The sequence below is a fragment of the Leifsonia lichenia genome (assembly GCF_054780215.1).
The window spans coordinates 655732-668433 of record NZ_BAAGWT010000002.1 but is presented as its reverse complement, the minus strand read 5'-3'; the positions used below and the strand labels follow the sequence as shown (position 1 = coordinate 668433).

8 protein-coding genes are annotated in these 12702 nt (G+C 69.0%); 7 read left to right on the top strand and 1 reads right to left on the bottom strand.

Annotated elements, in window-relative coordinates; all coding sequences use genetic code 11:
- The first annotated feature begins 13 nt into the window (after positions 1-13).
- The 7 genes from lgt (at position 14) to ACYVGI_RS07670 (ending at position 11717) form a co-directional block, all read left to right on the top strand.
- Positions 14-1003, top strand: a complete 990-nt coding sequence (gene lgt / locus ACYVGI_RS07700; protein WP_460632036.1) for a prolipoprotein diacylglyceryl transferase — start codon at positions 14-16, stop codon at positions 1001-1003.
- Between the two features lie 148 nt (positions 1004-1151).
- A complete protein-coding gene (gene gltB / locus ACYVGI_RS07695; protein ID WP_460632035.1) occupies positions 1152-5729 on the top strand; it encodes a glutamate synthase large subunit in 4578 nt (1525 codons plus the stop codon).
- Positions 5722-7179 carry a glutamate synthase subunit beta gene (locus ACYVGI_RS07690; protein ID WP_460632034.1) on the top strand — a complete coding sequence of 486 codons (1458 nt, stop codon included), beginning with the start codon at positions 5722-5724 and terminating at the stop codon, positions 7177-7179. The genes gltB and ACYVGI_RS07690 overlap by 8 nt, the downstream gene beginning before the upstream one ends.
- Before the next feature lie 85 nt (positions 7180-7264).
- The gene (gene pyk, locus ACYVGI_RS07685; RefSeq protein WP_460632033.1) at positions 7265-8680 is read left to right on the top strand and encodes a pyruvate kinase; all 1416 of its coding nucleotides are present in this window, start codon (positions 7265-7267) and stop codon (positions 8678-8680) included.
- 163 nt (positions 8681-8843) lie between these two features.
- Positions 8844-9935 (top strand): LolA family protein, encoded by a 1092-nt coding sequence (locus tag ACYVGI_RS07680; RefSeq protein WP_460632032.1) that lies wholly within the window; start codon positions 8844-8846, stop codon positions 9933-9935.
- Positions 9932-10876, top strand: coding sequence for an ABC transporter ATP-binding protein (locus ACYVGI_RS07675; RefSeq protein ID WP_460632031.1), 945 nt, complete (start codon positions 9932-9934; stop codon positions 10874-10876). Before ACYVGI_RS07680 ends, ACYVGI_RS07675 begins: the two co-directional genes overlap by 4 nt.
- Positions 10863-11717, top strand: coding sequence for an ABC transporter permease (locus ACYVGI_RS07670; RefSeq protein ID WP_460632030.1), 855 nt, complete (start codon positions 10863-10865; stop codon positions 11715-11717). Before ACYVGI_RS07675 ends, ACYVGI_RS07670 begins: the two co-directional genes overlap by 14 nt.
- A gap of 51 nt (positions 11718-11768) precedes the next feature.
- Here the strand turns inward: ACYVGI_RS07670 and ACYVGI_RS07665 are convergent, their stop codons facing one another.
- Positions 11769-12653 (bottom strand): EamA family transporter, encoded by an 885-nt coding sequence (locus ACYVGI_RS07665; RefSeq protein ID WP_460632029.1) that lies wholly within the window; start codon positions 12651-12653, stop codon positions 11769-11771.
- Positions 12654-12702: the final 49 nt, after the last annotated feature.

The following is a 12702-nucleotide window of genomic DNA, read 5'->3' as shown; positions in this document are numbered from 1 at the left end:
GGTGTTTGCGACGATGAGCAGCTGGTACGCGAGCATCCCCAGCCCTGGGCCGGAGTGGCAGCAGATCCCGATCGACATCTTCGGTCTGCACTGGCGCATCCAGACGTATGCGATCTGCATCCTGATCGGCATCGTCGTCGCCGCCATGTGGACCTCCAGGCGACTCTCGAAGCGCGGGGGAGAGCCGGGCGTCGTGCTCGACATCATCCTCTGGGCGGTGCCGCTCGGCATCATCGGCGCCCGCGTCTACCACGTGGTGACCCACCCGGCCGACTACTTCTACCCCGGGGCAGACCTCCTCAAGACGCTCTACATCTGGGAGGGCGGCAACGCCATCTTCGGTGCGCTGATCGGCGGAGCGGTCGGCGCGTACATCGGCTGCCGCTGGTCGGGCATCCGGTTCTGGTCGTTCGCGGACGCCCTGGCGCCCGCCCTGCTGCTCGCTCAGGCGCTGGGCCGTCTCGGCAACTACTTCAACCAGGAGCTGTTCGGCCTGCCGACCAACCTGCCGTGGGGCCTGCAGATCGACTCGGGCAACAAGGCCATCCCCGTCGGCCTGCCGGACGGCACGCTGTTCCAGCCGCTGTTCCTCTACGAGATCATCTGGAACGTGATCGGCATCGTCGTGATCATCCTGCTCGAGCGCAAGTTCCAGCTTCGCTGGGGCAAGGCCTTCGCGGTGTACCTCATCTGGTACGGACTTGGACGCTCCTACCTCGAGTCGATCCGCATCGACCCGAGCGAGTTCAGCTTCCTGGGCATCCCGACCAACGTGTGGGCCGCCTTCGCGGCCGTCGTGCTCGGCATCGCACTCTTCATCGTGCAGTCGCGTCGCCACCCCGGGCTCGAGCCGAGCGTGTACCGCCCGGGTCGTGAATGGGTCAGGCCGGATGCTGAGGTAGACTCTGACGACACCTACTCGGATGACGAGGTTTCCGGCGATGACGCCGAGGAGCCCACCGAAAAGGACGCAGCCAAGGCCACAAGCTCACTCGGCGCGTAATCACACTGTCGAGGTCATCCCCGAGCACCTCCACCTCACCGTCTCCCAGAGCAGCACCAAGCCTCTCGTGAGCGGCGGAACCCCCTTCCCCTCAGTCCAGGGCCGATGGCGTCCCCCCGCACCACCGAATATGTGAGGACGGTCGTTGATGGCGCTTATGCCCTCCCGCTCCCGTTTCAGCACCACCCCTGTGAAGCAGGGTCTGTACGACCCAGCTCACGAGAAGGACGCCTGCGGGCTCGCGATGGTCGCGACGCTCCGCGGAACGGCCGGACACGACATCATCGACGCGGCGCTCGATGCCCTGCGCAACCTGGAGCACCGCGGTGCGGTCGGCTCTGACGCAGGCACGGGCGACGGCGCCGGAATCATCACGCAGGTGCCGGACGCATTCCTGCGCGCGGTCGCCGGGTTCGAACTTCCTGCGGCGGGCCGCTACGCGGTCGGCAACGTCTTCCTCCCCGTCGAGCCTGGCGAGCGCGCCACCGCCAAGGCAGGGATCGAGGCCATCGCGGCCGAGCAGGAGCTGACCGTCCTCGGCTGGCGCGAGGTTCCGGTGGCCGCTGACGAGATCGGCACGCTGGCGCGCGGAGCCATGCCCTTCATCGAGCAGCTCTACGTCTCCAGCACCCGCACCGGCGAGGATGGCGAGCAGGTCGGCGGCATCCTCCTCGACCGCCAGACCTTCTTCCTCCGCAAGCGCGCCGAGCGCGAACTCGACATCTACTTCTCGTCGCTGTCCAGCCGCACGCTCGTCTACAAGGGCATGGTCACGACGCTCCAGCTCGAGCCGTTCTACCCGGACCTCTCCGACCAGCGCTTCGCCTCCAAGCTCGCGCTCGTCCACTCGCGATACTCGACCAACACCTTCCCATCCTGGCCGCTCGCCCAGCCGTTCCGGATGATCGCGCACAACGGCGAGATCAACACCGTGCAGGGCAACCGCAACTGGATGCGGGCCCGCCAGTCCCAGCTCGAGAGCGAGCTGCTCGGCGATCTGTCTCCCGTGCTCCCCATCGTCACGCCGGGCGCGAGCGACTCCGCCTCGTTCGACGAGGTCGTGGAGCTGCTGTCGCTGTCCGGCCGGTCGCTGCCGCACGCCGTCATGATGATGGTGCCGGAGGCGTGGGAGAACCAGACCGAGATCGAGACGTCCCGCCGCGACTTCTACGAGTACAACTCGATGCTGATGGAGCCGTGGGACGGCCCGGCCGCGATCGTCTTCACGGACGGCTCGCTCGTCGGCGCGACGCTCGACCGCAACGGACTCCGTCCCGGCCGGTACGTGGTGACCAACGACGGCCTCGTCGTGCTCGCCAGCGAGATCGGCGTGCTCGACATCGAGCCGAGCCGTGTCGTGCGCAAAGGCCGGCTGCGCCCAGGGAAGATGTTCCTGGTCGACACCGTCGAGGGTCGCCTGATCGAGGACGACGAGATCAAGGCCGACCTCGCGGCGGGCGCCCCGTACGGCGAATGGCTGGACGAGGGACGCATCAACCTCAAAGACCTGCCTGAGCGCGAGCACATCGTGCACACTCCCGCGTCGATCACCCGCCGCCAGCGCACCTTCGGCTACACGGAGGAGGAGGTGCGCATCCTGCTCAAGCCGATGGCCACCACCGGTGCTGAGCCGCTCGGCGCGATGGGCTCCGACACGCCCGTCGCCGTGCTCTCCGACCGTCCCCGGTTGCTGTTCGACTACTTCACGCAGCAGTTCGCCCAGGTGACCAACCCGCCGCTCGACTCGATCCGCGAGGAGGTCGTCACCTCCCTGAAGCTCGGCCTCGGCCCGGAGCGCAACCTGCTCTCCGCAGGGCCGGAGCACGCCAAGCAGGTCGTGCTCGACTTCCCGGTGATCGACAACGACGAGCTCGCGAAGATCCAGCACATCGACCCGCGCCCTGGCAGCCGCCTCACGACGACGGTGAAGGGCCTCTACCGGTTCGACGCTGGAACGGACGCGCTCGCGCTCCGCCTCGCCGAGATGTGCGACGAGGTCGACGACGCCATCGCGGCGGGCGCCCAGTTCATCGTGCTGAGCGACCGCGACTCCACGAAGGACCTGGCGCCCATCCCGTCGCTGCTGATGCTCGCGGCGGTGCATCACCACCTGATCCGTGCCGAGAACCGCATGAAGGTGGGCCTGATCGTCGAGGCCGGCGACGTGCGCGAAGTGCACCACATCGCGCTCCTGATCGGCTACGGCGCATCCGCGATCAACCCATACCTGGCGATGGAGACCTGCGAGGAGCTCGTCCGAAGCGGCGCCATCGCCGGCATCACGCCGGAGAAGGCCGTCAAGAACGTGATCAAGGCGCTCGGCAAGGGCGTGCTCAAGATCATGTCGAAGATGGGCATCTCCACCGTCTCGTCGTATGCGGGCGCTCAGGCGTTCGAGGCGGTCGGACTCAGCCAGGAGTTCGTCGACCACTACTTCACCGGCACCACGAGCAAGCTCGGCGGCGTCGGCATCGAGGTCATCGCGGCCGAGAACCTGTCCAGGCACGAGAGCGCATACCCGGCGGAGAGCGCCATCGTCGCGCACGAGCGCCTGGCGACGGGCGGCGAGTACCAGTGGCGCCGTGACGGCGCTCCGCACCTGTTCAACCCGGAGACCGTGTTCCGGCTGCAGCACTCCACGCGCACCAGGCGGTACGACGTGTTCCGCGAGTACACCAAGCTCGTCGACGACCAGGCGGAGAGCCTGATGACGCTGCGCGGGATGTTCAGCCTGCGCACCGGCGTCCGTCCTGCCGTTCCGCTGGACGAGGTCGAGTCGGTCGAGTCGATCGTCAAGCGGTTCTCGACCGGAGCGATGAGCTACGGCTCGATCTCCCGGGAGGCGCACGAGACGCTCGCCATCGCGATGAACCGGCTCGGCGGCAAGTCGAACACCGGCGAGGGCGGCGAAGACCTCGACCGTCTGCTCGACCCGGAGCGTCGCAGCGCGATCAAGCAGGTCGCTTCCGGCCGGTTCGGCGTGACGAGCATGTACCTGACGCACGCCGACGACATCCAGATCAAGCTGGCGCAGGGCGCGAAGCCAGGCGAGGGCGGACAGCTCCCGCCGACCAAGGTCTACCCGTGGGTGGCCCGCACCAGGCACGCGACAGCGGGCGTCGGCCTCATCTCGCCGCCTCCGCACCACGACATCTACTCGATCGAAGACCTCAAGCAGCTCATCTTCGACCTGAAGCGGGCCAACCCGGAGGCGCGCGTCCACGTCAAGCTCGTCTCCGAGTCCGGCATCGGCGCTGTCGCGGCCGGTGTGGCGAAGGCACTGGCGGACGTCGTCCTGGTCTCCGGCCACGACGGAGGAACGGGCGCATCGCCCGTCAACTCGCTCAAGCACGCAGGCACCCCCTGGGAGCTCGGCCTCGCGGAGACGCAGCAGACGCTGATGCTCAACGGGATGCGCGACCGCGTCGTCGTCCAGGTCGACGGCCAGCTCAAGACCGGCCGCGACGTGATCGTCGGCGCTCTGCTGGGAGCGGAGGAGTTCGGCTTCGCGACGGCGCCGCTCGTCGTCTCCGGCTGCATCATGATGCGGGTCTGCCACCTGGACACCTGCCCGGTCGGCGTGGCCACCCAGAACCCCGAGCTGCGCTCCCGGTTCTCCGGCAAGCCCGAGTTCGTGGTGAACTTCTTCGAGTTCATCGCGCAGGAGGTGCGGGAGTACCTCGCCGAGCTCGGCTTCCGCACGCTCGACGAGGCGATCGGCCACAACGAGCTGCTCGGCGTCGACGGCGCGATCGACCACTGGAAGGCGTCCGGTCTCGACCTCTCGCCGATCCTCACCGGTCCGGAGTTCCCCGCGGACGCCCCGCGCAAGAACGCGAAGGCGCAGGACCACGAGCTCGACAAGCACTTCGACAACCATCTGATCGCGGAGAGCGCCGACGTGCTCGCCCGCGGCGGTCACATCGAGCTGAACCTCCCCATCCGGAACACGGAGCGCGCGGTCGGCACGATGCTCGGTCACGAGGTCACGGTGCGGCACGGCGAGAACGGCCTGCCCACCGGTTCCATCGAGATCACCCTCACGGGATCGGCAGGGCAGTCGCTCGGCGCCTTCCTGCCGAGCGGCATCACGCTGCGGCTCGAGGGCGACTCGAACGACTACGTCGGCAAGGGTCTCTCGGGCGGCCAGATCGTCGTCCGTCCTCCGAAGGGCAGCGTTTTCCCCGCGGAGCAGAACGTGATCGCCGGCAACGTGATCGGCTACGGCGCGACCCAGGGCAGCATGTTCATCCGCGGCATCGTCGGTGAGCGCTTCCTGGTGCGCAACTCGGGGGCCACCGCGGTCGTCGAGGGCGTCGGAGACCACGCGCTGGAGTACATGACGGGCGGGCTCGCCGTCATCCTCGGCAGCACGGGCCGCAACCTCGGGGCGGGGATGTCCGGAGGCACCGCGTACGTCTACGAGCTGCAGAAGGACCTCGTCAACAGGGACTCGCTCGCGAGCGGCGAGCTGGAACTGCTCCCGCTCGGCAGCGCCGATGTGGAGATCGTCCGCGACCTGCTCGAACGGCACGTCGCAGAGACGGAGTCCGAGCTGGCGGCCCGGCTGCTCGCCGACTTCGACGACACGGTCGCGAAGTTCGTCAAGGTGCTGCCGCGGGACTACGCCGCCGTGCTGCAGATGCGTCAAGACGCCGTCGACGAGGGACTCGACCCCGACGGCGACATCGTGTGGAACAGAATTCTGGAGGTGACAGGTGGCTGACCCCAAGGGCTTCCTCAAGGTAACGGAGCGCGAGCTCCCCAAGCGCCGGCCCGTCTCGGTGCGACTGATGGACTGGAAAGAGGTCTACGAGGCCGGCGACTCCGCCCAGCTCCGCAGGCAGGCAGGCCGCTGCATGGACTGCGGCGTGCCGTTCTGCCACCAGGGCTGCCCGCTCGGGAACCTCATCCCGGAGTGGAACGACCTGATGTACCGCGGCGAAGGCCGCCAGGCCATCGAGCGGCTGCACGCCACGAACAACTTCCCGGAGTTCACCGGCCGGCTGTGCCCCGCTCCCTGCGAGTCGTCCTGCGTGCTCGGCATCAACCAGCCCGCGGTCACGATCAAGCAGGTCGAGGTGTCGATCATCGACCAGGCCTGGCAGAACGGATGGGTGCAGCCGCATCCGCCAGAGCGCCTCACCGGCAAGACGGTCGCCGTCGTCGGCTCCGGCCCCGCAGGCCTCGCCGCGGCCCAGCAGCTCACCCGCGCCGGTCACACCGTCGCCGTCTACGAGCGTGACGACCGCATCGGCGGTCTGCTGCGCTACGGCATCCCGGACTTCAAGATGGAGAAGAAGCACCTCGAGGCGCGTCTCAACCAGATGATGGCGGAGGGCACCCGTTTCCGGGCCGGCGTCAACATCGGCGTCGACATCACGTGGGACGACCTGCGCGCCCGCTACGACTCGGTCGTGGTGGCGACAGGGGCGATGGTCCCTCGCGACCTCCCCATCCCCGGCCGCGACCTCAGCGGCGTGCACTTCGCGATGGAATACCTCGTCCAGCAGAACAAGACGGGCGCGGGCGACCAGGTCGCCGACCAGATCTCGGCGGAGGGCAAGCACGTGGTCGTCCTTGGCGGCGGAGACACCGGAGCGGACTGCATCGGAACGGCGCACCGCCAGGGCGCAGCGAGCGTCACCAACCTCGCCATCGGCACCCAGCCGCCGTCGGAGCGCCCAGGCCACCAGCCGTGGCCGATGACGCCGACGCTGTTCGAGGTCTCCTCGGCGCACGAGGAGGGCGGCAAGCGCGAGTTCCTCGCATCCACTGTCGAGTTCCTCTCCAACGAGTACGGAGAGGTCCGCGCCATCCGCGTCGCTGAGACCGAGTACCTCGACGGACGCCGTGTGCCCAAGGCGGGCACCGAGCGCGAGATCCCGGCCGACCTGGTCCTCCTCGCCCTCGGCTTCACCGGCCCTGAGCAGGACGATCTGGATGCGCAGCTCGCGCTGCCGTTCGACGACCGCGGCAACGTGGCGCGCGACAGCGACTACCAGACCAGCCAGCCGGGCGTGTTCGTGGCCGGCGACGCCGGCCGCGGCCAGTCGCTCATCGTGTGGGCGATCGCGGAAGGCCGTGCAGCGGCGGCCGCAGTAGACCGGTATCTTGAAGGGGAGACGCATCTGCCGTCCCCCGTCCGACCCACCGACAGGGGAATCCTCGTCTGAGCTGAACGGACACCCCGGCACCCCGCGGGCGTCATCACCGAATCGAGCGCCGTCAGGGGCGCAGAATCACGGAGCAAGTAAAAGTATGAGAAGGGCGAAAATCGTCGCGACCCTCGGGCCTGCGACATCGAGCTATGACAACATCCGCGCGATCATCGACGCGGGTGTTGACGTGGCCAGGATGAACCTGAGCCACGGAAGCTACGACGTCCACGAAGGCGTTTACGCCAACGTGCGCAAGGCGGCAGACGACGCAGGCAAGCCGGTCGCCGTGCTGGTCGACCTGCAGGGCCCGAAGATCCGCCTCGGCAAGTTCGAGGCAGGTCCATACGACCTCGCCGAAGGCGACATCTTCAAGATCACCACCGAGGACATCATCGGCACCAAGGAGATCTCCTCGACCACGTTCAAGGGGCTTCCCCAGGACGTCAAGCCGGGCGACTTCCTCCTGATCGACGACGGCAAGGTCCGCGTGCAGGTGCTCGAGTCCGACGGAACCGTCGTGACCACCAAGGTCATCGTGGCCGGCCCGGTGTCCAACAACAAGGGCATCAACCTTCCCGGCGTCGCCGTGAACGTGCCTGCGCTGTCCGAGAAGGACGAAGCGGATCTCCGCTGGGGCCTCAAGCTCGGCGCAGACCTCATCGCGCTGTCGTTCGTGCGGAACGCCGCCGACATCGATCGCGTGCACGAGATCATGGCGGAGGAGGGCCGCAAGCTCCCCGTCGTCGCCAAGATCGAGAAGCCGCAGGCCGTCGACAACCTCGAGGGCATCATCGAGGCGTTCGACGCGATCATGGTCGCCCGCGGCGACCTGGGTGTCGAGCTGCCGCTGGAGGCCGTGCCGATCGTGCAGAAGCGCGCCGTCGAGCTCGCTCGCCGCGCAGCCAAGCCGGTCATCGTCGCGACGCAGATGCTCGAGTCGATGATCTCCAGCCCTGTCCCGACCCGCGCGGAGACCTCCGACGTCGCCAACGCCGTCCTCGACGGCGCGGACGCGGTCATGCTCAGCGGCGAGACCAGCGTCGGCGAGTACCCGGTCATCACCGTGCAGACCATGGCGCGCATCGTGGAGTCGACGGAGGAGCACGGTCTCGACCGCATCCAGCCGCTCGGCACCCGCCCGCGCACCCAGAGCGGAGCGATCACCCTCGCCGCGGTCGAGGTCGCCGACTTCGTCGAGGCCAAGTACCTCTGCGTCTTCACCGAGTCGGGAGAGTCCGCCCGTCGCATGTCGCGCCTGCGCAACAAGATCCCGATCCTGGCGTTCACGCCGGAGGAGTCGGTGCGTCGTCGCATGTCGCTCAACTGGGGCGTCGAGTCGTTCGTCGTCTCGCGCGTCACCCACACCGACCAGATGGTCGCACAGGTGGATGAGGCCCTGAAGTCGACCGGGCGCGCGGAGAACGGTGACAAGGTCATCATCATCTCCGGTTCCCCTCCCGGAATCCCCGGCACCACCAACGACATCCGCGTCCACAGGGTCGGAGACGTCCTCTAAGACGACCGGATGTGCGAACGGCCCCCGCGGTGTGCGGGGGCCGTTCGTCGTCTACGCTCGTCACTTCCGGTCGTCACCTCCGGGATGCGCGGCGGCCGGTTCCCACGGAGTTCGCAGCATCCCGGAGGGTTCGACGCACCGCCACAGGCGTAGTCTCGAAGGCATGAAACGCCGTTGGGTTCGCTGGCTCCCCGCTGCTGTTGTGCCCGTCGCCATCGCGGCGGGTGCGATCGTCGCGCCGCTCGCGGCCGGGGCGGCGGATCTTCCGTCCAAGACCCCGGACGAGGTGCTGAGCCTCGTCGCGGCGAGCGACGTGAAGGCGTTCTCCGGCACGGTCGAGCAGAGCTCTGAGCTCGGCTTGCCGTCGATCCCGTCGACGGGGCCGGGCTCTAGCGCAGGTTCCGGTTCGGGCACGGGCGACGCAGCGAGCATCATCGAGCTCCTGACCGGCGACCACACGGCGAAGGTCTATGTCGACGGGCCGGCCAAACAGCGAGTGCAGGTGCTCGACCAGCTTGCGGAGCGAGACGTGATCCGCAACGGCTCCGACGTCTGGCTTTACACCTCCACAGGCAAGAAGGTCACGCACGTGACCCTGCCTGACCGGTCGGCCGTGAAGTCCCCGGACAACAGGCAGCCGGACCCGGATGCGACCACGGGAGCTGCGACCACCCCCTCCCAGCTCGCGCAGCGGTTCCTCACCGCGGTCGACCCCAGCACGTCCGTCACCCTGGGCGACCCGGTGAAGGTCGCCGGACGCGACGCGTACGACCTGGTCCTCACGCCGAAGACCGACGCGACCCTGGTCGGGTCGGTGTCGATCGCGGTCGACGGCACCACGGGCATCCCGCTGCGGGTGCAGGTGGATGCGCGCGGCCAGAGCACACCGGCGTTCGAGGTCGGGTTCAGCGACTTCAGCACGGCGACGCCGTCCGCGAGCGTGTTCGCGTTCACGCCCCCGGCGGGCGCGACGGTCACCGAGCAGTCGACGTCCGGCGTCGGCGAGAAGAAGGCGCAGGCGGGAACGCGTCAGAAGCCGACCGTCACCGGCAGCGGCTGGGACGCCATCGTGAGCGTGCCGGCGGGCTCCGTTCCGGCCGACCTGACGTCGTCTCCGCTCTTCGCCCAGCTCACCACCGCCGTCGATGGCGGCCGCGCGTTCAGCACCACGCTCGTGTCGGTGCTGGTGACCGACGACGGACGCGTCTTCGCCGGAGCCGTGCCGGTGTCCGCCCTGCAGGCCGCCGCTCGGTGACGGACGCAGCCGCCGCCATCACGACGAGCGGCCTCACCAAACGCTTCGGCTCCCGCGCCGCGGTCGACGGCATCGACCTGAGCGTGCCGCGCGGGTCGGTGTTCGGTTTCCTCGGGCCGAACGGGTCAGGCAAGACCACGACCATCCGGATGCTGCTGGGCCTCGTTTCCGCGTCGGCGGGGGAGATCCGCCTGTTCGGGCAGCCGATGCCGGACCGCGGGGCCACCGTGCTGCCGCGCGTCGGTGCGCTGGTCGAGGGTCCGGCGTTCGCGCCATACCTCTCGGGATTCGCGAACCTCGTCCGCCGCGACTCCGCCGACCGGTACGCGCCATCCGCCACCCGCCGCGAACGGGTCGCCGCCGCGCTGGACAGGGTGGGTCTCACGCACGCCGCAGGCAAGAACGTGCGTGCGTACTCGCTCGGGATGAAGCAGCGGCTCGGGATCGCGGGTGCGCTGCTCACCGACCGCGACCTGCTCGTCCTGGACGAGCCGACGAACGGCCTCGACCCGCAGGGCACCAGGGAGGTGCGCTCGCTGGTGCGCTCCCTGGCCGACGAAGGCAGGACGGTGTTCGTCTCCAGCCACCTGCTGGCCGAGATCGAGCAGATCTGCACCCACGCCGCCATCATGCGCACGGGACGGCTGGTGGCTCAGGGCTCCCTCGACGAGCTGCGCGGAGCGACGGGCCCGCGGGTCCGCGTCGAGACACCGGATGCGCGGGAGGCGGCCACCGTCCTCACCCACCTCGGCATCGCCCCGGCGACCGCGACGGACGGGGTGCTGGATGCGCCCCTCCCCGAACCGGCGCCGGTTGCGGAGGAGATCGTGGCCGCCCTCGTCGCCGCCGGGGTGCGGGTGCGCGGCTTCGGCGTGCACGGCGCGACGCTGGAGGAGCGGTTCGTGGAGCTCACCGGGGAGGGCTTCGATGTCGAGCAGTGAGGGAGTGACGCACGCGCCGCATCCATCGGCCGGGTGGTCACTGCTGTGGTCGGAGCTGTCCGTGCTGTTCCGCCGCTGGCGCACCTGGGCGATGCTCGCCGCGCTGGCGGCCATCCCCATCCTGATCGCCGTCGCCGTGCGCATCACCGGAGGGTCGAGAGCCGGGCGCGGTCCGGCGTTCCTCGACCAGATCACGGCCAACGGGCTGTTCGTCGGCTTCACGGCTCTCGTGGTGTGCGTGCCGCTGTTCCTGCCGCTCACCGTCGGTGTCGTGGCCGGGGACACCATCGCCGGAGAGGCCGGCCACGGCACCCTGCGCTACCTGGTGATCGCCCCGGCCGGGCGTCTGCGGCTGCTCGCGGTCAAGTACGCGGGGGCCGCTGCGTTCTGCATCGCGGGGACGGCGGTGGTGATCGCGGCCGGTTCGGCGATCGGCGCGATCCTGTTCCCCGTCGGGCCGGTGACGCTGCTGTCCGGCAGCCAGGTGGGGGCGGGGGAGGCGTTCCTGCGGCTGCTGCTGATCGGCGCGTACGTCGTCGTGTCGCTCCTCGGACTGTGCGCGATCGGCCTGTTCTTCTCGACGCTCACCGACGTGCCGGTCGGCGCGATGGCGGCGACGATCGTGCTCTCTGTCGTCTCGCAGGTGCTGGACCAGCTTCCGCAGTTGGACGCGCTGCATCCCTGGCTGTTCAGCCACTACTGGTTCGGATTCGCCGACTTCCTGCGCGATCCGGTGTCGTGGGACTCGTTCGGCAGCAATGCGCTGCTGCAGCTCGGCTACGTCGCGGTCTTCGGGGCGCTGGCGATCGGACGCTTCACGACGAAGGACATCCTGTCCTGAACCCGACCGGCCTGTCCTGAACCCGACCGGCCGGAGCGACGACCTGTTCGCCTAAGGGATCGCTTCCGCGGTCGACTCCAGGTCCGACTTCGGGTGGTCGCGCTGCGTGGCGATGGTGACCCCGGCGGCGACGCAGACCACGGCGATCCCGAGCAGTTGCACACCGGTGAACCGCTCGTGCAGCACGAGCACGCCGAACAGCGTGGCGATAGCGGGCCCGAGGCTCGTGATGATCGCGTAGAGCCGCGGGGTGATCCGGCGCAGGATGAAGGTGTCGAGGCTGTACGGGATGGCGGACGACAGCACGCCGGCGGCGACGAGCATCCCGATCACGGTCCAGTCGATGCGGCTGTAGTCGACGACGAGGAGCGCGATCGGCAGCAGGATGATCGTGGCGACGACGCTCGCGACGCTCAGCCCTTCGAGCCCGGGCAGGCGGGTGGCGACGCGGCGGGTCAGCAGGATGTACGCCGCCCAGCTCGCGGCCGCCGTGAGGGCGAGCACGACGCCCAGCGGGTCGATGGTGCCCTCTGCGCTGGTGAGCAGCACGACGCCTCCGGCGGCGAACAGGGCGCAGATCACGTCCACGATCCGGCGGGAGCCGGCGAGTGCGAGTGCGAACGGGCCGAGGAACTCGATGGTCGCCGCGATGCCGAGCCCGAGCCGCCCGACCGCCTCGTAGAAGCTGAGGTTCATCGTCGCAAGCACGACGCCGAGCGCGATGGCCGGCCAGAGCCTCCGCCAGGTGAGTTCCGCCCGCTTCGGCCGGTAGAACGGCAGCACGGCGATGGCGGTGATGATCTGGCGCACCGCCACGACGACGACCGACCCGACGATCGGGATGAGCAGCCCGGCGACCGACGAGCCGAAGTTGATGCTGACCTCGGTGGCGACCTGGGTTCCTGCGCCGATCAGGCGGTCGCGTTTCGAGCTCACCAGACGAGCTTAGGGGCTGACCAAAACGAGTGGTCCCGAATTGCCGTGC

Bases quoted from the DNA above. Each gene is read 5' to 3' on its own strand.
- lgt (WP_460632036.1), top strand. From the start codon at position 14: ATGAGCAGCTGGTACGCGAGCATCCCCAGCCCTGGGCCGGAGTGGCAG.
- gltB (WP_460632035.1), top strand. From the start codon at position 1,152: ATGGCGCTTATGCCCTCCCGCTCCCGTTTCAGCACCACCCCTGTGAAG.
- pyk (WP_460632033.1), top strand. From the start codon at position 7,265: ATGAGAAGGGCGAAAATCGTCGCGACCCTCGGGCCTGCGACATCGAGC.
- ACYVGI_RS07680 (WP_460632032.1), top strand. From the start codon at position 8,844: ATGAAACGCCGTTGGGTTCGCTGGCTCCCCGCTGCTGTTGTGCCCGTC.
- ACYVGI_RS07670 (WP_460632030.1), top strand. From the start codon at position 10,863: ATGTCGAGCAGTGAGGGAGTGACGCACGCGCCGCATCCATCGGCCGGG.